Genomic DNA, 21,034 nt, shown 5'->3' with positions numbered 1-21,034 from the left:
TGGAGTGCAATCATCCGCTTGTACTGGTAAGCAAAAGTCAATAGGGCAAATAAGCAAAATATTAAGTTCATCCCATATAGTTTCATTCTCAAAAAAAGCCGACCGTCTCACAGTGAGACGGTCGGCTTTTTTCATTATATTGTTTTCTCAACTTGATTGAAGCAACGCTTATAAATCCACTCGTAATCAGAAACGGTAAGGTCTCTTGGATTTCCAATCGTTTGCGGATCATCCATGGCAGCTTTTGACCAGCGCTCGACTTGTGTTGGGTCAACGCCTTGTTCTTCAAGCGTCGGAACTTCCAATTCTTCAACGAGGTTATACATATAGTCAACGGCTGCTTTTGCAGCTTCCTCAGTCGACAGATCAGCAGTATTAATGCCGAAAGCTTGTGCGATTCTTGCAAAGCGACCTGGTGCACCTTTCCAGTTGAACTCCATAACAGGTCCCATCATCGCTGCCACACATTGTCCGTGTGCGACCGGCACAATTCCACCAAGTGATTGACTCATCGCATGCGCAGCTCCTGCAGATTCGCTACCGTAAGAAAGACCGGCAAGCATCGCAGATTGAGACATCCCGTAACGAGCTTCAAGATCTTCACCGTCCGCAAACGCACGGCGAATGTATGTTGCAGCATACTCGATCGCTAGAAGCGCAACAGCATCTGTTACGGGTTGTGCATATTTCATCGTGTAGCACTCCACTGCGTGAGCAATGGCATCAATGCCTGTCATAGCGGTAACGTGTGGTGGCATAGAAACATGGAGTTTCGGGTCAATGATCGTCAAGTGTGCAGCGATCAACGGCCCCCCTGTATTAAACTTGTATTCACGCTTTTCATCAGTAATTACTGCCCACTGTGTCACTTCTGAACCTGTACCCGCTGTGGTTGGGATGGTTGCCAGTGGTGGAATGCGGTTTTCAAGTGGCTTCTTGCCTTCTGCAGCCTCATAATCCAATACCGTACCTTCATGAGAAACTTCTACCCCAACAGCTTTTGCTGTGTCCATAGAAGATCCACCGCCTACAGCAACGAGTCCATCACAACCGTTTTCTTTGTAGAATGTTGAACCTTCACCAATTAAACGCGTTGGAGGATTCGGTTCTACGCGATTAAATACGGCTACATCAACTCCAGCTGCCTTTAAGCTTTCTTCAACAGGCTTTGTCACGCCTGCATTATAAATTCCCGGATCCGTAACGAGCATGACTTTTGACGCGCCGAGATTTTTTACTTCTTCTCCTAAATATTGAATGGCACCGATTCCGTGCTTAATCGCTGTAGGTACCTCAAATGTATGATAGCCAAGCATTGATTCAACTTTCATGTGCATACTCATGTCTAAATCTCTCCTTCATCGTAGATATATTAGGAATTAAACCATTTCACTGGGGCTGGTTTCTGGTTACGGAAAATATGCTTCACTTCTGTATATTCTTCGAGTCCGATCTTGCCAAGCTCACGACCAAATCCAGATTGCTTATACCCACCCCATGGCGCTTGTGCGAAGTATGGGTGGAAATCATTAATCCATACCGTCCCCATGCGGAGTTGTTCAGCTACTTCTTCTGCTTTGGCGATGTCATTTGAGAATACAGCACCGGCAAGGCCATAAATCGTATCATTGGCTCGCTCAATGGCTTCTTCTTTTGTTGTGAACGTCTCCACAGTAATGACCGGACCAAAAATCTCTTCTTGTACGATGCGCATGTCAGCCGTGCAGTTTGTAAAGATCGTTGGCTCAAAGAAGAACCCATTCTCAAACTCTTTGCCTTCAGGTCGTTTACCACCGACAGCAAGTGTTGCCCCTTCATTCATACCGACGTCAATATACCCTTCAACTTTCTCGCGATGCTCTGCTGAAATAAGGGGACCCGATTCAGTCGTGTCATCAAATCCATTTCCAAGCTTGATACGGCTTGCTCGTTTAATGAGCTCATCAACGAACGTATCGTGAATCGATTCTTCTACGAGTAACCGTGAACCTGCCGAACATACTTGACCTCCGTGGAAAAAGGCTGCATTTAACGCTTGGTCAACGGCTGTTTCAAAGTCCGCATCCGCAAACACGATGTTCGGGTTTTTACCACCAAGTTCAAGTGCGATTTTCTTTACATTGTCACTCGCTGAACGCATGATCGTTTTCCCTGTCTCAATACCGCCTGTAAATGAAACAAGATCTACGTCCAAGCTCTCCGATAAAGGCGCTCCGACTTCTGCTCCCGCTCCGAGTACGAGTTGGCTACTCCTTTTGGCAGACCTGCTCGTTCAAAAAGTTCAAACACACGTACTGTTGTGAGTGGTGTAATTTCACTTGGCTTCATGACAAGTGTGTTTCCTGCAGCAAGTGCTGGCGCTAACTTCCACGCAGCTTGCAACAATGGGTAATTCCACGGTGTAATTTGGCCACATACGCCAATTGGCTCTCGAACGACTTTACTCGTTGAGTCTGGGATTGGACTTGGGATGACTTCTCCGCCATCTTTATCTGCTAATCCACCGAAGTACTCAAATACATCGGCAATGTCGTCCATGTCTCCGCGACTTTCTTCAATCGTCTTGCCTGTGTCCAAAGTTTCTAGACGAGCTAGCTCTTCTTTGTCTTCTCGAATGAGCCTTCCAATCTCATTCACAATTTTTCCGCGCTCTCCTGCTGGTGTGTTGCTCCACCCTCCAGAATCAAAAGCAATTCTTGCGGCTTTAATCGCTCGTTCAGTATCTTCACGTGTTCCCTCTGAAGTCGTTGCAATAACTTCCTGATTGTAAGGATTTATAATGTCTCGTTTAGAACCGTGAACCGCATCGGTCCACTCTCCATTAATGTACATGTTTACGTTCAAGGAACTCACTCCTTTAATTTGTTTAATATATATTAAACGTTCTATGTTTATAACTTAACATGCCGTTTTTATCCTGTCAAAGAAAAACAAAAAAAGAAAGGAGGAAGCCAATCAAGATGATCAGCTTCCTTCTTTCTTTTTCGCTTCATGCTTTTCCAATAGCCGCTGCGCAAGATCGCCCTCTTCGAACTCTTCAACTAGAATATCGAGGAAGCGATAATATTGGAGCGATTCATTAATCTTATTGTACTGATACGTCGCTTCTTCTCTTACACTGTCTGGGGCGGTTGTGTCTTCCATAATCTTCTTGTATCTCGGCTGTGCTTGTTTAATTGCATGTAAGTTTACATTCTTTTCTCGTTCCCACCGGCGAGTAAAGAACGAAATAAAAAATTGAAAAAAGTCTTGTTCAGCTTGATACAAATCTTTTCTTTCACCTTTACGGTAAACTCTATGAATAATCTTCTCATCTAGAAGTTTACGTACTCCAAGACTCATGCTGCCCTTGCTCATACCAAGCTCATCTCGTAACTGATCTAATGTCATTGGCTCATCACTTAGATAGAGCGTTGCGTACAGTTGGCCAACGGATCGGTTGACGCCGTAAATATCCATTGTATCTGCGATGCCATTTTTAATTTGTGCGTGTGCCTCTTCTAGTTCTTCGTGAGCTGCTGTTGGTTCTGACATAGTAGCACCCCTTTTATTTAAAACGTTTCGAACGAACGCAAAATTAAGTATATCGATCCTTTCATTCATTTGCAAGTTTGTTTTTATGATATAGTAGTTTAAAAGTTGACAGATTAGTGATCTATGATAGTCTGTACATAATGTTTAATTTGTTTTAAACAAACGGAATTAACTGAAGGGGAGATTCGAATCATGAAGAAGTGGCAACTTCCACTCTTAAGTGTATCCGCATTAGCACTAGCTGCTTGCGGTGATAACGGTACAGACAATGGCGAAGACACAAGCGCGACGGCAGAAGAAGACAAAGAAATCGAGCTCGTCTACGTTACTTGGGATTCTGAAATTGCGTCTAACAATGTCATGAAGCTTGTATTGGAAGAAGCGGGCTATGATGTGACGATAACGACCGTTGAGCAAGGCGTCATGTGGGCAAGTGTTGCAGAAGGAGAAGCCGATGCACATATTGCTGGCTGGCTACCTGATGATATGCAGCATGATTATGAGCAGTTTGGTGATCAGGTCGTCGATCTCGGGCCAAACTTAGAAGGTGCACAAACGGGTCTAGCTGTGCCAACGTATATGGATATTGATAGCATTGAAGAACTCGATGGTTCTGTCGTTTCTCACATTACTGGCATCGACGCTGGTGCTGGTGTGAACTCAACGACTGAAACGGTACTAGAGGAATACGAAATTGATGACGTTCAACTACAATCCAGTTTTGATGCTGCTATGACTCAAGAATTGTCGACACATATCGAAAATGAAGAACCCATTGTTGTAACAGGTTGGCAACCACACTGGAAATTTAATACCCATGACTTAAAGTTTCTTGAAGATCCAAAAGGCATCTACCAAGAAGACGGTGAGATTCGCACAATCGTCCGTGAAGGTCTTGAAGAGGACGACCCTGTTGCATTCCAAATCCTAGATAACTTCTACTGGACGACTGAGGATATGAACGAAGTAATGCTCAAGATCTCTGAAGAAGAAATTGATGAAGTAGAAGCTGCCGAACAATGGATTGATGATAACCGTGAAACGGTTGATGAATGGTTAGATGTTGAAGAATAAGTAGTGCCAGAAGTGGCTATGGGAATGAACAACATTCTCATAGCCACTTTTTTTGATTAATATAACCTTCTATTAAATAAGGAGGGATGTAATCAAAACAGATATACTCCGCTTCCTTATAAGGTTTGTGCAATAGATAATCTGCCAACGTCATTCGACTGTTCCAATATTGTTCCATAAGCCTTTGTTTAGAAGGGAGGTGATCTGTAAACATTCCTGGCGTGTATTCACTGCCCATGCCCTCTTCTTCTATATATGCAAATAAGTCAACGGTTCGTTCAATGTTGAATGCAATTATCCGATCTGAAGAATACGGAAAACGCACATCGTTTTTAAAGGTTTCTGCTGATAAATGTATTGCGAAAGATTGACCAAAATCCATCCAATCATCGGTACTTCCTCGTTGTACCTTCTTTATAAGGTGTGGGAAGAGGGCTCCACCCCCTCTTGAATTCCACTTGGAAATCGTTTGAGACGTCATTCCTTCTCTTAATGCGCGATGGATTCCATCATTATTTTCATGTGGCCCGTAAACATGATACACATGCATGCTAAGCCCTCCAAGGTTAAAAACGCCGAAGGGTTCACCTCCGGCGTTTTATTATACTCCCATGATCGCTTTTTCTTCAAGGTATTCCTCAATGCCAAAGTCGCCCCACTCGCGACCGATTCCGGATTGCTTAAAGCCTCCAAACGGAGCAAAGTGGTCCGTTTTTGCATCGTTTATGGTAATTTGACCGGCACGAATATGACTTGCTGCATATTTCAGCGACTTCTCATCTTCACCAGCGACGTAACCTGCCAAGCCGTATGGGGTATCGTTGGCAATTTGTAAACCTTCTTCAATACCATCATACGTAATAATGGTTGTGACGGGACCGAAGATTTCTTCACGGGCAACGACCATATCGTTCGTCACATCAGAGAAGATTGTCGGTTTTGCGAAATACCCTGTCTCAAGACCGTCTGGTTTGCCTTCGCCACCTTGAACAATCCGAGCACCTTCTTCTTGACCTTTTTTAATATAAGATTGTACGGTGTCGTACTGCTTCTTGGAAATTAACGGCCCAGTAAAATTGCTCGTATTTTGTGGATCGCCCATTGGGAAGCCTTCTAATGACGTGACAAGCTCACGCTCAAAATCGGCTTTCATTTCTTTCGGAACGAGCACTCTTGTTGCGGCTGAACAAACTTGTCCGCTATTTAGCATCATGTGTTCAGCAGCAGACTGCGCTGCTTTTTGAACGTCAGCGTCTTTTAGGACGAGAAGAGGTGATTTGCCACCGAGCTCAAGGGCAACGTTCTTAATCGTTTCTGAAGCGTTTTGCATGACACGTGTACCGACAGGACCTGATCCGGTAAACGATACAAAATCGATATCAGGATGAGAGCTAATCGCATCCCCAATCGTCGCTCCAGTACCATTTACAAGGTTAAATGCGCCTTTCGGTGCACCTGCTCGGTCAATAATCTCTGCTAGCATAATTGCCGCATACGGTGTTTCTTCAGACGGCTTTAACACAACTGGACTTCCTGCCGCAAACGCGCCAGCAATTTTTGTTGACGTTTGATTCGTAGGAAAGTTCCACGGTGTAATTAAACCACTCACACCGACCGATTCTTTCACAATCGTATGGTCGCCACGCTCTTCTTCAAACGAAAAGTATTCGAGTGCTTTCGCTACCGTACGAAAGTGAGCAAGACCCATTTCATAATGAACATTTTCAGAGATCGTTTTTGGTGCACCCAGCTCCATTGTCATAACATCAATAAACTCATCTTTACGTTTCTCATACTCATCGGCAATGCGATTTAAGAGATCAATGCGTTCTTTCTTTATTGATTTTGAAAAAGCGGGCAGTGCATCCCTAGCAGCTTTCACTGCTTTATCCAAATCTTCTTTCGTACTCGCTGATACAGTCCCAATCACTTCTTCTGTTGCTGGATTTATGACATCAATCGTTTCATCGTTCGTTGAATCAATCCATTCACCGTTTATAAATAGTTTATTCTCGTGTTTAAACATGATCGTTCCACTCTCCTTTGGTTGTACAAGAGGTGTTCCCGCTCAACATAGAATTAAACATCCCATATACAATTGGTTAGAGATGGATACATCGAACGCACGGTAGTGTTTTCTAGAGGAATCATTACGAGAGGGACGGAACAAGGCATCTTCTCAAAGAAATTTGAGGTTTTCTAATCAATTTGAGTTTCAAACGGTTGGTGGTTGATTTCCACCGTCTTTTAAAAGGCAGGAGAACCGGTTGATTTCTCTATCGACGCTTAAGATAGCTAAAAACGTTGTTTACTTCCAAAGAGCATGGATTGGAAACAGAATCACCTATTATGCCCGTTTTGTCCTCGTTTTGCTTCCAATCGATGGACATCTCATTCCAAACTAGTATTTATGGAAGCAGATCGAATGCTTTTAAAGAAAATGAACGACTCTCTCCTTCCAAAACCTACTTTCTTCTTTCAAGTTTGAGTCACACGCTTTGCGAAGGAAAGGTTAAGTGGTACCCGTTCGTTGAGTACAGCAGAGGAAAACTAATTATCGTTTAAAGCATCCTGAATGTATTTATAGAGAGATGGTTCAATGCCAACGCTCATCGCAATCTCAGGATTTTCTGCATAATAGCGTTCTGCACTCATCCGTAATTCATGATCATTTGGAGAAATGGAATCAATAATGGCTTGCCACCTCCGAGCTAAGCTTTGAACTTCAGCATTCGAGCTTGTTAACCCACGCTCTTTCCTGTTTCGTAATTCATCTAAAACAAGCTTAAATTCCTTTTCTCCCTTTTGAATAGCGGCTTCATCTAATTCTTGATAATGTTGTCTCATGCTGTCAATTTGTCTTTGATTAAAATACTTTGCTTGATTCACTTTCATGAGTTCGAATAATGTTGTTAGACTGTGTATCGAAATACGTTCTTCTTTGGAATTCGCTAATTCTTTCTGCACGCTTTGTAACTGCTCAAAAAGATTTTGCTGAATCTTTATATCCAATTTCATCCTTTCTATTTGGTTACTTAAGATCTCTACAATCGATGAAGCGTTTCCTTGCTCTTTTAATGAGCTGATATCTTCTAAAGAAAGCCCCATTTTCTTAAAAGATAGAACTTCTAACAATCTTTGTAAATCTTCACGTGAGTATCTACGGTGTCCTGAATGTGTGTATTCAGAAGGACTCAATAATTTGATTTGGTCATAATACCTTAATGTCCTAATAGACAATCCGGTCATCTCAGCAATTTCGCCTATCTTCCAGTACTTAGCCATTTAATTCCCCCAAAATGAGTTTAATTTCTTCTTCATTGAACGAGTAATTTCTACCACATCTATTACATGTGGATATTATTGGATCACGAGAGTGAAGATAACCCTTTAGTTCTGCCGCATCTACTGAATGTAACAATCCAAAAAACATTTCCTTGGAGCAGCCACAGAAAAATTGGACGTTACTTTCACCAATAATCTCTCCTTCACCAAAATACTGGTTTAGTAAGCTGAAAATTTCACTGTTAATTAAAGTTTTAGGTTCATTTAATACACATTGTATAGATTGAAAATGTTCTTCTACCTTATTTAAAAGGTGTGTTGGTGATTGAGGAAGTAATTGCGCATATATTCCATAACTGTTTTTTATCTCTTTATTTCCTTGCCAATGAATCGTTGTTTTAATCAACGTTTCTGTTTGGTCGCTTTGTTTAAAGTAATGAGAAAAATCACGATCTAAATCTTGATAAGGCATATCGGTAATCCCTGTAAATTGATTAAAATCATTGGCCTTTATCATTCTGATTGATCCTTTTAAACCGATCAATTCCTTAACAGTCGAATAGTTTTTTGATGACGATAATAAGAAATCATTCGCATAGCCACGCACATTTCCATGTGCATCTGTGTCAACAAAGATTTTGCTTTTAGGTTGGTCAAATGAGAGAGCAGCACTCAAGCGCTGATTTCCTTTTAGCGTTGCAGACAGCATGCTCATAACCGATATGGAGTTAGCCAAAGCTTCTTTACTAATGATGTTAGAGCCTTGATTCATGTGTAGAATTTCATTTAGTAAGTGAGTGTTGTTTAACAGATAAAGCCTTACTTGTTTGTTAAAAATTAACGCTTTAATAATTCGGTTTTGCATTTGCATTCAATCCTTACGTTAGCTAATTAATCTTAACTATAAATCATTACGTAACGTAAGGTTCAAGAAAAAATTGTTCATATTATTCCTCTTTTGTTTGACAGCCTCTACTCCATTGACGCTATCTCGATTACTCAAAGTTCCATGCAAAATATCAATATGTTTAAACTTGAGGTATAATTTAAAGTCAAATACATAATATTTTTTAGTTTCAATACACAAATATACTTGAATTCGTTTTTTCACATATGCTCGCTCAATTCATTCAATAAAAGGAGTTGTGTTGACATATGGCTTCTAATACTGCCACGCGCTACCTCGTCCCGGATGTTGGTCGAGGTTTCATGCTCCTCTTAATTGCAATTGCTCATGCACCATTGTCAATCGCTTTCACATCAGAACCTCGACCTGAGACCGATGGGTTCGTGCGCCTGCTTACCCTTTTGTTCGTTGACAGTCGAGCGTTTGTCATGTTCTCTGTGCTTTTTGGCTTCGGTCTTGCTCTTACCGTTCGACGTTATCGTAACAAAGGCTTGTCAGAAAGCACCATTAAGAAAATGCTCAAGCGTAGATCGTCTTTCCTTTTGTTGTTTGGGTTTATTCATCTCGTCTTTATCGGGGGAATGGATATTCTCGCGTTTTATGGTCTTACTGGATTGCTCATCATCCCGATTCTCTTTCATGCTACTCGTAAAAAGAAAGCCATGATTTACGCGGGTGTCGTTACGCTCATCGTAATGCCATTGATTTGGTTTTTCAGTGGTACATCGATACTTTTTGCAGATGATGGGTTGCCCAATACGTACCTCGAAATGGTTATTACCGGGCTCTTCAGTTTTCCTTTTGTCGTACTTTTCCAGTTGCTTTTATATCCTTTCGTACTCGTCATCCTCATTGGTGCCTGGGTGGAGAGTAAAGGTTGGATTCAGCAGCCTGATAAATACGCACGTTCCTTCACGCCCTTTGCCATTGCCGCGGTATTGTTCTCAATTGTAGGTGCACTCCCTTATGCGTTAGCAGAAACTAGTATCATTACAGTTTCGGACACACTTTTCATCTCATTCTTTATTCTTCATATGTTTGTCGGTATTTTGGGCGGGCTAGGCTATATTGTACTTGTTGCCCTAATTATGCTTAAGCTTCAAAAAAGCTCCATCACTGCGCACTTTGCGTCTTTGGGAAAACGCTCATTAAGTTTCTTTATTTATCAGGAAGGGATGCTCGTCCTCTTGTTATCCAATGTAGGGTTTGTTTTGGTACTCAATTTGGATATACCGGCGCATTTATCATTGCATTATTTGTCTGGCTCAGCAGCTTGATTTTTGCGAGCTTACTCGCTCATCTTGGCAAGCAAGGGCCTGTAGAATTTGTCTTTCGAAAACTCGTACATCGAAACGGAATACCGCACACATGATCGGATACGGTTAAATTGCAAAGCATTCTCACCGAATATTTTGCTTAACCAAATCTCTAATGCCATAGAAAAGAACTCCCCTCTTTTAAAAGGGAGCTCTTTTCGTTCATTATGACTTTGATTCAATTAAAACATCGTTAACGAATGCTTCTATAAATAACATTTCATTATCCGTTGGCTCTCTTCCTTCAAGTAACCGGAAAGTATTTATGGAATCGGCGAAAGAACGTGTGTGAGCTGCTCTCGAAGAGGAGCTAACTCGCGCCAATATAAATCCATCTCTTCATTATCGAAAACTGATTCATGACCAAGAACAGTCCAATCCGCTTCGTATTTCTTCGCATCCTCTATCATGGCATCGATAGATTTGTGACTATAGTGAAATAACGATTCCGTTGTTTTACCGTAGGTTGCGTCACCGAAGAAAACGACTCTTTCCTTAGGATTATAGACTACAGTTGCATCTTCTGTATGTGTGCTAGCCATCTCTTCGATTACACAAAGCATATTCCCCAAATCAATCGTCAGTTGGTGATCAAAAATTACATCCGCATCTTTTAGTTGGAAAGTATCTCTATCATTTAACTCCGTTTTTACTACTTCTGAAAAGATTGAACCTACATTTTGTTCACGTTCAATTTCAGCTAAACCTTCATCTGAAAAAGAGCAATTCTTTCAAAATTGAAGTTTCTCATTCGTTTTCTTACTCACAATGAGAGAGGCTTCATATTCATTCACACCGAGAAAATGATCCCAATGTGCATGAGTCACAACGACATATTTTATTGGGGGTAACCGTAACCGTTTCACTTCACTGATCAAATCTTGCGCGTGTAACGATGAATTCCCTGCATCCACGACTAAACTTGCATTTTCTCCAGAAATCACACCTAACGCCGGTCTCTCTTTTTTATCATCATTTATTAAATAGTACGTATTTGCTGTTATTTTTTGCAACATAAGTTTTCTCCTTCAACATAATTATCTTGGCAATTATCGTTTGAGAAAACCTACATGTATTGAAACATTTATAGATTTTCTCGTTTACTTCACATTTACCATTGGGTGAAACCTCCTTCATATACATAATTACATCGTACCATTCATTGGCAGAATTTCACTCATATAAAAAACCTTAGTCACACCTGAATTCATCAAGGTTTATGACTAATGCGAACCAACCATTGAAAGGAATTAATGAGTTATTTTAAAGGGTAGAACTATCTTTACTAGAAAGCGCGATAAGCAATATCACGGCGATAATGGTATCCATTCGTATCTAGATTTTCAATGTGCTCATATGCTTGTGCTTGTGCCTCTTGAATCGTATCTGCTTTTCCGATGGCGATGTAGACCCGGCCTCCATTGCTTTTCAAGCCGTCACGTTCACCTGATACGCCAGCATAAAATAACTCACCGCTCGGACGAGTCGGTACAGGTAGTCCTTTCTCATAATGTGCAGGATAACCGTTAGCCGCAAGTACAACGCCAACAACGGCATCATCGCTCCACTCAATTGTCGGTGTCTCCTCATTTAAAACAGCGAGGATCACATCAACGAGATCACTTTCCATACGTGAAAGAACAACTTGTGCTTCAGGGTCACCGAAACGGGCATTAAATTCAATCGTTTTTGGTCCGTCAGCAGTCATCATTAATCCTGCGTAAAGAACTCCCGTAAAGGGTGTGCTTTCTTGAATCATTGCTTTAGCGGTTGGAAGTACAATCGTTTCAATTGCACGATCAATTTGCGCTTGATCAATATGAGGTACAGGTGAATACGCCCCCATCCCGCCTGTATTTGGACCAAGATCGGCATCAAACGCACGTTTATGATCTTGTGACTCAGCAAGTGGCACGACCGTGTCGCCATTGACGAGTGCAAGAATTGATACTTCTTCGCCTTCAAGAAATTCTTCAAGGACGACTTTGCTCCGGAGCCAAAAGAATCATCAAGTAAAATATCTCGTAAGGCGCGTTCAGCTTCTTCAATAGTTGTGGCAACCGTTACCCCCTTACCAGCAGCAAGACCGTCTGCTTTAACGACAATCGGGGCACCTTGTTCTTTCGTATAATGCATGGCATCATCAAATTCGGTAAACACCCCGTACTGGGCTGTTGGAATTTCATAACGGTGCATGAGGTCCTTCGCAAACGCTTTACTGCCTTCGATTTGAGCTGCTTGTTTGCTCGGGCCAAACACGACTAATCCCGCTTCTTTAAACGCATCAACGATCCCTGCTGCAAGTGGCGCTTCTGGTCCGATAACGGTTAATTCAACGTCTAACTCTTTTGCTTTATGAATGAGTGCTTCATGATCGGTACTATCAATGGTTACACATGTGGCAACGTCTTCCATCCCTGGATTGCCTGGTGCCACGTAAACCGTGTTGACACGCTTGCTTTGTGCGAATTTCCAAGCCAATACGTGTTCACGTCCGCCATTCCCAACGACTAAAATGTTCATCTTTGGTCCTCCTATGCGTGTCTAAAGTGGCGCATGCCGGTAAATACCATCGCAATGCCCGCATCATTTGCTGCTTGAATCGATTCTTCATCGCGAATCGAACCACCTGGCTGAATAATGGCAGTAACCCCTGCTGATGCCGCAGCTTCAACAGTGTCTTTCATCGGGAAAAAGGCGTCGGATGCAAGGGCGCTTCCTTTTGATAACTCACCAGCTTGTTTGACGGCAATATCACATGCGCCAACACGGTTCATTTGTCCAGCACCTACACCGACCGTACGATCACCATTAACGAGTACAATTGCATTGGATTTTACGTGTTTGACAACGCTCCACGAAAGCTTCAAACTCTTCCACTCTGCTTCGGTTGGCTCACGATCGGTTACGACTTCAATGTTCGCATCGTCAAACCCAGCACGATCATCATCTTGAACGAGTAGACCACCTTGAACGGACGTAATCATTTGTGCGTCGTTTGACTTTGTTGCTGTGTTTACTTTCAGAAGACGAATGTTCTTTTTCTTTTGTAGAATGGCAAGTGCATCTTCGCTGTAATCTGGAGCAATAATCACTTCTAAGAATATGTCTGCAAGCTTCGTTGCTGTTGCAACGTCGATCGTTTCATTCACCGCAACAATTCCGCCAAAAATCGAAACAGCATCGGCTTCATACGCTTCATTAAAAGCTTCTTCTAACGTCTCACCAATGCCAACACCACATGGATTTGTATGTTTTACCGCAACCGCTGCAACCGTGTCTTTGAATTCTGAGACGATTGCAAGCGCTGCGTCAGCATCATTTATGTTATTGTACGATAGTGCTTTCCCATGCAATTGAACCGCATTGGCTAGTGACGGAGAAGTGGGAAGTGGTGTTTCATAAAACGCTGCCTGTTGATGCGGATTTTCTCCGTAACGAAGCGTTTCTTTATGTTCGTATGTGAGCGTTAAGCTTTCTGGATATTTCTCGCCACTTTCTCTCGTTAAGTATTCAGCAATTAAGGCGTCGTAACTCGCTGTGTGACGGAACACTTTTGCCGCAAGGCGACGTTTTGTCGTCATTCTTACCTCACCTTTCGAAAGCTCTTCAAGAACAACGTCGTAATCGTTCGGGTCGGTTACAACCGTTACACTTTCATGGTTTTTCGCAGATGCACGAAGCATCGCTGGTCCACCGATGTCAATGTTTTCAATTGCATCTTCAAACGTTGTACTCTCCTTTTTAATCGTTTCTTTAAAAGGATACAAATTGACAACGACGAGATGAATCGGAGCCATTCCTTGTTCTTCAAGAGCTTTCATATGCTTTTCATCGTGTTGCTTTGCAAGCAATCCACCATGGATGGCCGGGTGCAACGTTTTTACACGACCTTCTAAAATCTCTGGAAAATCAGTCACATCTGAGATTCCTATCACATCAACCCCAGCATCTTGCAAAGCTTTTTTCGTACCGCCTGTGGAAATAATTTCGAAACCAAGTTCAAGAAGTTGTTTGGCGAAAGATGCCACTCCTGTTTTATCACTTACGGAAATGATTGCGCGTTTCATCGTTAAGCTTCCCCTTCCTTAAAAACCGTTTGTAGCGTTTTTGGATACAGTTGATGTTCAAGTTGTTGAATACGCATAGCGAGTTGTTGCTTCGATTCGTTTGGATGGATCGCAAGTGCTGCTTGTGCAATGATCGGTCCTGTGTCCATCCCACGATCGACATAATGAATGGTCACTCCAGTTTCCTTCGCACCATCGTCAATCGCCTGCCAATGGCATCTAACCCTGGATAGTGTGGTAGAAGTGACGGATGGATGTTGATGATGTTCCCTTCATAGTTTGAAAGCAAAACCTCACCAATTAAGCGCATATAGCCTGCGAGTACAATCCATTCCACTTCGTGGATTTGTAACTTTTCAAGCAATGCACGCTCAAAAACCGCTTTTGAGTCAAATTGTTTTGGAGAGAATTGATATGTCGTTACCTCGTACTGTTGTGCTTTTGAGAGAACCCCTGCATCACGTTGGTCACTAAACACAAATGCGGGTGTACCGTCTAATTCATCGTTTTGAACCGCTCTTAAGATCTGTTCAGCATTGCTTCCTGATCCTGATGCGAAAATGGCAAACTTCACGAGTTTACACCTTGGATAACGAGCGTATCGCCAACCGTTACTTCGCCAATCGTGACCGCACCTTCTAGACGATTAAGTACGACTTGTTCGTCTTCTTTTTGCACGGCCATTACGAAACCAATTCCCATGTTAAACGTTCCATATAAATCATGATCAGCCAATTGCCCAACGTCTTTTAAAAACGAGAAGATTGGCAACCGTTCCCAACGACTAGGGGCAATGGTTGCACTAAGACCGTCTGGCAACATGCGTGGAATGTTCTCATACAAACCACCACCTGTAATATGGGCCATGCCTTTAATCGCATCGGTTTGTTGAATAATCGGTAGAACGTCACGAACGTAAATGCGCGTTGGCGTGAGTAGTTCTTCAATGAGTGGTCGATGAAACGGTTCGTACGTCCGATGCCAGTTCAAATTATGATCAGCAATTAGCTTACGTACGAGCGAGAAGCCGTTGCTATGAACACCCGATGATGGCAAAGCAATGAGTACGTCGCCTTCTTTGACGTCTTCATTCGTAACGATGTTCGCTTTCTCTACTGCGCCAACCGCAAAACCTGCAAGATCGTATTCATCTTCATCATACATGCCTGGCATTTCTGCTGTTTCGCCTCCGATTAATGCGCTTCCAGCTTCCACACAGCCGTCACTTACACCTTTGACAATTTGTTCAATCCGTGCAGGATCGGCTTTACCCGTAGCAATGTAATCAAGGAAATACAATGGTTCAGCACCTTGTGCTAAAATGTCGTTCACACACATCGCTACCGCATCGACCCCAATGGTATCATGACGATCCGCTTCAAATGCGAGCATTAACTTCGTTCCAACTCCATCGGTTCCTGAAACGAGGACGGGTTCTTTCATATTCAGCATTGAAAGATCAAACATTCCTCCAAACCCACCAAACGTACCCATAATCCCTTGGCGTTCCGTACGCTTGATATGCTTTTTCATTCGTTTTACCGATTCATAACCAGCTCCAACATCAACACCAGCTTGTTTATATGCTTCACTCAACGCGATTCCTCCTACTCCATGCCTACGGTTACAAGTTCTTTTTTTGTATTAAAAATTGCCGTCGGGTATACATCTGTAAAGCACGCTAAACATTGTCCACAGTTTGGCTGTGAATCATCGCGGCCAATTCCTGATTTCAAGCCGTCTACGCTTAAGAAACTTAAAGAATCAGCACCCATCATTTCCCGCATTTCCTCTATACTTAAGTTCGCTGCAACAAGCTCACCACGACTTGACGTATCAATGCCGTAAAAACACGGACGAATAATTGGCGGTGCACTAATTCTTACGTGGACTTCTTTTGCACCGGCTTCTTTTAATAATCGAACAATTCGTTTACTCGTTGTCCCACGGACGATTGAATCATCAATCATGACGACTCGTTTGCCTTCAACGACTCCGCGTACCGCCGAGAGCTTCATCTTAACCCCTTGTTCACGAAGTTCTTGGGAAGGTTGAATAAACGTACGACCAACATAACGATTTTTAATGAGACCAAGCTCATATGGAATGCCCGTTTGTTCTGCATACCCAATAGCTGCTGAAATGGATGAATCAGGTACACCCGTCACTACATCAGCTTCAATCGGTGCTTCTTTGGCCAACTGCTTACCGAGTTGTTTTCTCGCTGTATGCACGTTAATGCCATCTAAATTTGAATCCGGACGAGCAAAGTAAACGTACTCCATACTGCAAAGCGCACGATCTTCAGCTTCAGTAAAGCGAGAAGAATGCATCCCGCTCTCATCGAAAATAATCATTTCTCCAGGAGCGACTTCCCGTTCATACGTTGCACCGATAATGTCAAACGCACACGTTTCAGAAGCAACAACGTACGCATCACCAATTCGCCCGAGTGAAAGTGGACGAAGTCCATGAGGATCTTGGGCAACGATCAGTTCTTTTTCAGTCATCACTGCAAACGCGTAAGCTCCAATTAATTGAGGGAGTGCCGCGTGAAGTTGTTTACGAAGGTTCGTAGAACTTTGGCGCTTCAACAAGTGAGCCAACACTTCTGTGTCCGTTGTCGTTTGAAAGATGCTGCCTTTACGTTCAAGGTCACCTTTTAGAATTTGATAGTTCACGAGATTTCCGTTATGCGCAATCGCCATGCCGCCGTCTTCTGAGCGGAAGTGAAGCGGCTGAACATTCTCAATGCCGCCCCCTCCTGCTGTTGCATAACGTACGTGTCCGATCGCATGATTTCCTTTTAAGCGCTCAATGTCTCCAGGGCCAAATGCTTCAGTCAGAAGCCCAACACCTTTGTGTGCATACAATTGCTCTTTATCGCTAGAATGATGCCTGCACCTTCTTGCCCCCGGTGTTGCAAACTATGCAAACCATAGTAAGAAAGCTGTGCCGCTTCATTGTGGCCCCAAATCGCAAACAGTCCACACTCTTCGTTTAAGCCTTTGATTTCAGCAAACATGGAATGGCTCCCTTCCAAATGCGAGTTAATTCTTCAGTTGACGCGTTGATGTATGACTGACCATAATCATCGTTCACAATCACTTGTGCATCGTCTGTTATATGACCAATTGCACGTGCTTCTGGCATGAGTGATTCAAACTGATCTGCATCACTTGCTTTAACCGTAAACACGTACCGTGACGGTGCTTCTGAGAATAGCGTGTTTGCGTCTTTTGAAAGCGTTACAGTGAGCCCTAAAGATGTGCCCATGACTTTCTCTGTAAGTGCTACAGCTAAACCGCCCTCTGCTAAATCGTGTGCCGACTGAACAACTCCGGCTTGGATCGTACGTAGTACAAGCTGTTGACGACTCGCTTCAACATCCAAATCAATTTTTGGCACAATACCGGAAATCTCATCGTCTTGCATCAGTTGAAGCTCGCTACCACCAAAGTGTGCTGAACCTTCACCAAGGACATAAACGAGGTCTCCGGCTTGTTTTGCTTGTTGCATCGTAATGTGAGCCGTATCTTCAACAAGACCGACCATACCGATAATCGGCGTTGGATAAATCGCTTCCCCTGAAGTCTCATTATAAAGCGAGACGTTTCCGCTAATGACTGGCGTTGAAAGCGTACGACAAGCATCACTCATGCCTTTCGTAGATTCTTTCATTTGCCAGTAGATGTTCGGTTGTTCTGGGCTGCCGTAGTTCAAGCAGTCCGTGAGTGCAAGTGGTTTCGCTCCTGAACAGACAATGTTACGCGCAGCTTCTGCAACGGCAAGCTTGCCACCATTTTCTGGGTCCAGCTTAATGTAGCGACTGTTACCGTCCATCGTCATCGCCAGCGCTTTTTTCGTTCCACGAATGCGAAGAACCGCTGCATCAGATCCTGGAACGACAACTGTATTCGTTTGTACCATATGATCGTATTGATCATACACCCATTCTTTAGAAGCGATTGTTGGGCGTTGCAATAGATCTTTGAGTGTTTCGTTGTAATCGGTGATTGACGCTGGTTTCCAGTCTTTTGCTTGGTTCTCTTTAAATGAAACCGGTTCAATTGACTCAACTTCATAAACTGGAGCATCGTCTGTTAATGCCGTTACCGGTACATCAGCAACCACTTGACCGTCAAAATAGAGCGTCAGATTGCGATCATCGGTTACTTCTCCAATCGATGCGACATCTAGGTCCCACTTTTCGCAAATCTCTTCAATTTCAGACTCATGACCTTTCTTCACGACGAGTAACATCCGCTCTTGTGATTCTGAAAGCATCATTTCGTATGGTGTCATATTCGTTTCACGTTGTGGTACGAGATTGAGGTTCATGTTAATGCCAGAACCTGCTTTGCTTGCCATTTCTGCAGAAGAACTCGTAAGACCCGCTGCGCCCATGTCTTGAATCCCGACGAGTGACTCCAATTCAACGAGCTCTAAACATGCTTCAAGTACTCGCTTTTCCGTGAACGGATCACCAACTTGAACCGATGGACGCTTCGCTTGAGACTCTTCGTTCAGTTCTTCTGAAGCAAACGTTGCCCCGTGAATGCCGTCGCGGCCTGTACTTGCGCCAACATACATGACCGTGTTTCCAACACCTGCAGCGACGCCTTTTTGCAAATTGCTATGATCGATTAACCCAACGCACATCGCATTCACAAGTGGATTGCCATCGTATGAGCGATCAAATTGCACTTCACCACCAACGGTCGGTACACCTACACAGTTGCCATAACCGGCAATCCCTGCAACAACTTCTTCAAACAAGTAACGTACACGTGGTGTATCTAGTGGACCGAAACGGAGCGAGTTAAGTAGCGCAATGGGACGCGCCCCCATTGAAAACACATCACGCAAAATCCCACCTACACCAGTAGCTGCCCCCTGATATGGCTCTACGCTGACGGGTGGTTATGACTTTCAACTTTGAAAACGACGGCTTGGTCATCACCGATGTCTACAACACCAGCACCTTCACCAGGGCCTTGTAGGACGTGGGGTCCATCAACAGGGAATTGGCGAAGCAATGGTTTGGAATGCTTGTAGCTACAATGTTCTGACCAAAGTACACTGAACATACCGATCTCGGTATAATTAGGTTCACGGCCGATTAAATTCACAATTCGCTCGTACTCGTGATCTTTCACGCCCATCTCTTGATAGAGTTTCTCTTCTTTAATGTGTGATGGTGTTGGTTCAGTTTGTAACAACATTCATTTCCCTCCAATGGCGATAAACACTCGTAAACAATTGACGTCCGTCTTCACTACCAAGCCATGCTTCCATCGCGCGTTCTGGATGTGGCATCATTCCAAGAACATTACCCTCTTCGTTTTGAATACCGGCAATTTGAGATTTTGATCCGTTCACATCGTTCACATACGTGAAAACAATCTGGTTGTTATCATGTAACTTTTGAAGCGCCTCATCGTCGCATTCAAAGTTTCCTTCACCGTGAGCAATCGGAACTTGCAGCACATCTCCTTTTGCATATTCCGATGTAAAACGAGTGTTATGATTCTCAATTTTTAGACCGACCGTACGGCAAATAAATTTCAAGTCTTTATTGCGCTTCATTGCACCTGGGAGTAAGCCTGCTTCTTGAAGAATTTGAAATCCGTTACAAACGCCTACAATTGTTTTTCCTTTTGCCGCTTCTTTACTCACACTCTTCATAACAGGTGCAAAGCGTGCGATTGCTCCAGTACGAAGATAATCACCATATGAAAATCCGCCAGGAATAAAAATTGCATCGTAATCGGCTACGCTATTAGCCGTATGAGGAACAAATTCAACCACTTCAGCAGCGGTGAAATCTTTCACGGCGTGAAACATGTCGGTATCACAGTTTGATCCTGGGAAAACGATGACAGCGGCCTTCATACCGTTGCCTCCCGCTCTACTTTGTAAGTGTAGTTCTCAATCACTGGGTTGGCCAGAAGTTGTTCACACATCGCTTCAATACGTGTCTCTAATCCTTCGCCATCTTTCACTTTCAGTTGGATCCACTTTCCGACACTCACCTCTTCGACTCCTTCGTAGCCAAGTGATGATAAAGAATGTTCTACCGCTTTACCTTGTGGATCCAATACGCCTTCTTTAAGTGTGATGTATACGTGCACGTTAACCATGAACAACGCCTCCAATGCGCTCTAATATTGTTTCGTACCCTGCTGTAAGTGAACCGAGTTCATACCGATACAAATCTTTGTCTAATTTCTGCCTTGTGTCACGATCCCAAAAACGGCACGTGTCTGGTGATACTTCATCCGCTAAGATGAGATCACCCTCTTTTGTTATGCCAAACTCTAATTTAAAGTCAACGAGCAACAAATTCGCAGATTCACAGATTGGAAGAAGCGTATCATTTGTCAGCAATGCCAAACGCTTCATTTCTTCCAACTGTTCCGTCGATGCTGCTTCTAAGAGGGAGATGTGCTCCTCGGTAACAAGCGGGTCACCAAGAGCATCATCTTTATAATAAAACTCGACAATCGGACGTTTTAGTTCAATGCCTTCTTCCCAACCGAGGCGCTTTGCAAGGCTTCCAGCAGCGATGTTTCGAACGACCACTTCCAAAGGAATAATCGTTGTTGGTGTCACAAGTTGTTCGGTTTCGCTTAAGCGTTTAATAAAGTGTGTGGGAATACCACCTTGTTCAAGAAGCGGAAAAAACAATGATGAAATCTCGTTATTAAGTCTTCCTTTTCCTTCAACGATGTCATGTTTCACGCCATTAAAAGCGGTCGCATCGTTTTTGTACTGAATTCGAAGTTGATCACTGTTCTCGGTTGTGAACAATTGTTTCGCTTTACCTTCATATAGAAGTGTCATAC

At 43.2% G+C, this 21,034-nt stretch carries 12 protein-coding genes and 7 pseudogenes; 2 read left to right on the top strand and 17 right to left on the bottom strand.

Going from position 1 to position 21,034, the window contains the following annotated elements; translation table 11 throughout:
• Window positions 1-134: 134 nt before the first annotated feature.
• The 3 genes and pseudogenes from JCM19039_RS14515 to JCM19039_RS14505 form a co-directional block, all read right to left on the bottom strand.
• Window positions 135-1,343, bottom strand: coding sequence for an iron-containing alcohol dehydrogenase (locus tag JCM19039_RS14515; protein ID WP_042428400.1), 1,209 nt, complete (start codon window positions 1,341-1,343; stop codon window positions 135-137).
• Window positions 1,344-1,372: 29 nt separating this feature from the next.
• A pseudogene (gene betB, locus JCM19039_RS14510) lies at window positions 1,373-2,832 on the bottom strand (betaine-aldehyde dehydrogenase).
• A 132-nt stretch (window positions 2,833-2,964) separates the two neighbouring features.
• The gene (locus tag JCM19039_RS14505) at window positions 2,965-3,534 is read right to left on the bottom strand and encodes a GbsR/MarR family transcriptional regulator (RefSeq protein ID WP_042428396.1); all 570 of its coding nucleotides are present in this window, start codon (window positions 3,532-3,534) and stop codon (window positions 2,965-2,967) included.
• A 192-nt stretch (window positions 3,535-3,726) separates the two neighbouring features.
• Between JCM19039_RS14505 and JCM19039_RS14500 the strand changes: the two genes are divergently transcribed.
• Window positions 3,727-4,608: a glycine betaine ABC transporter substrate-binding protein gene (locus JCM19039_RS14500; protein WP_042428394.1), complete on the top strand. Its 882-nt coding sequence runs from the start codon at window positions 3,727-3,729 to the stop codon at window positions 4,606-4,608.
• A gap of 37 nt (window positions 4,609-4,645) precedes the next feature.
• Here JCM19039_RS14500 and JCM19039_RS14495 read toward each other — a convergent pair whose 3' ends face one another.
• From JCM19039_RS14495 to JCM19039_RS14480, 4 genes are all read right to left on the bottom strand, one after another.
• Window positions 4,646-5,158, bottom strand: coding sequence for a hypothetical protein (locus tag JCM19039_RS14495; RefSeq protein ID WP_042428391.1), 513 nt, complete (start codon window positions 5,156-5,158; stop codon window positions 4,646-4,648).
• 51 nt (window positions 5,159-5,209) lie between these two features.
• On the bottom strand, window positions 5,210-6,634 hold the full coding sequence (locus tag JCM19039_RS14490) for an aldehyde dehydrogenase family protein (protein WP_042428389.1): 1,425 nt from the start codon (window positions 6,632-6,634) through the stop codon (window positions 5,210-5,212).
• Window positions 6,635-7,158: 524 nt separating this feature from the next.
• Window positions 7,159-7,893 carry a MerR family transcriptional regulator gene (locus JCM19039_RS22315; RefSeq protein ID WP_052398836.1) on the bottom strand — a complete coding sequence of 245 codons (735 nt, stop codon included), beginning with the start codon at window positions 7,891-7,893 and terminating at the stop codon, window positions 7,159-7,161.
• Window positions 7,886-8,758 (bottom strand): Hsp33 family molecular chaperone HslO, encoded by an 873-nt coding sequence (locus JCM19039_RS14480; protein ID WP_042428387.1) that lies wholly within the window; start codon window positions 8,756-8,758, stop codon window positions 7,886-7,888. The genes JCM19039_RS22315 and JCM19039_RS14480 overlap by 8 nt, the downstream gene beginning before the upstream one ends.
• A 290-nt stretch (window positions 8,759-9,048) precedes the next feature.
• Here JCM19039_RS14480 and JCM19039_RS14475 point away from each other — a divergent pair.
• Window positions 9,049-10,172 (top strand): annotated as a pseudogene (locus tag JCM19039_RS14475) (DUF418 domain-containing protein).
• 207 nt (window positions 10,173-10,379) lie between these two features.
• Here JCM19039_RS14475 and JCM19039_RS25735 read toward each other — a convergent pair.
• The 10 genes and pseudogenes from JCM19039_RS25735 to purC form a co-directional block, all read right to left on the bottom strand.
• Window positions 10,380-11,132, bottom strand: a pseudogene (locus JCM19039_RS25735) (MBL fold metallo-hydrolase).
• Between the two features lie 269 nt (window positions 11,133-11,401).
• A pseudogene (purD, locus tag JCM19039_RS14465) lies at window positions 11,402-12,639 on the bottom strand (phosphoribosylamine--glycine ligase).
• Window positions 12,640-12,650: 11 nt separating this feature from the next.
• Entirely contained in the window at window positions 12,651-14,186 is a 1,536-nt protein-coding gene (gene purH / locus JCM19039_RS14460) for a bifunctional phosphoribosylaminoimidazolecarboxamide formyltransferase/IMP cyclohydrolase (RefSeq protein ID WP_042428383.1), read from the bottom strand.
• 2 nt (window positions 14,187-14,188) lie between these two features.
• Window positions 14,189-14,760: pseudogene (gene purN, locus JCM19039_RS14455) on the bottom strand (phosphoribosylglycinamide formyltransferase).
• Window positions 14,757-15,782: a phosphoribosylformylglycinamidine cyclo-ligase gene (purM, locus tag JCM19039_RS14450; protein ID WP_042428381.1), complete on the bottom strand. Its 1,026-nt coding sequence runs from the start codon at window positions 15,780-15,782 to the stop codon at window positions 14,757-14,759. The pseudogene purN and the gene purM overlap by 4 nt, the downstream one beginning before the upstream one ends.
• An 11-nt stretch (window positions 15,783-15,793) precedes the next feature.
• A pseudogene (gene purF / locus JCM19039_RS14445) lies at window positions 15,794-17,211 on the bottom strand (amidophosphoribosyltransferase).
• A pseudogene (gene purL, locus JCM19039_RS14440) lies at window positions 17,187-19,411 on the bottom strand (phosphoribosylformylglycinamidine synthase subunit PurL). The pseudogenes purF and purL overlap by 25 nt, the downstream one beginning before the upstream one ends.
• Window positions 19,395-20,081, bottom strand: coding sequence for a phosphoribosylformylglycinamidine synthase subunit PurQ (gene purQ / locus JCM19039_RS14435; RefSeq protein WP_042428378.1), 687 nt, complete (start codon window positions 20,079-20,081; stop codon window positions 19,395-19,397). Before purQ ends, purL begins: the two are co-directional and overlap by 17 nt.
• Complete coding sequence (purS, locus tag JCM19039_RS14430; protein ID WP_042399924.1) at window positions 20,078-20,329, bottom strand: phosphoribosylformylglycinamidine synthase subunit PurS; 252 nt, start codon at window positions 20,327-20,329, stop codon at window positions 20,078-20,080. The genes purQ and purS overlap by 4 nt, the downstream gene beginning before the upstream one ends.
• Window positions 20,322-21,032 carry a phosphoribosylaminoimidazolesuccinocarboxamide synthase gene (gene purC / locus JCM19039_RS14425; protein WP_042428375.1) on the bottom strand — a complete coding sequence of 237 codons (711 nt, stop codon included), beginning with the start codon at window positions 21,030-21,032 and terminating at the stop codon, window positions 20,322-20,324. Before purC ends, purS begins: the two co-directional genes overlap by 8 nt.
• Window positions 21,033-21,034: the final 2 nt, after the last annotated feature.

This window comes from Geomicrobium sp. JCM 19039 (genome assembly GCF_000698145.1).
Taxonomy (GTDB): domain Bacteria; phylum Bacillota; class Bacilli; order Bacillales; family Marinococcaceae; genus Geomicrobium_A.
The sequence above is the reverse complement of the archived record's forward strand: the minus strand, read 5'-3'. Positions and strand labels throughout refer to the sequence as shown.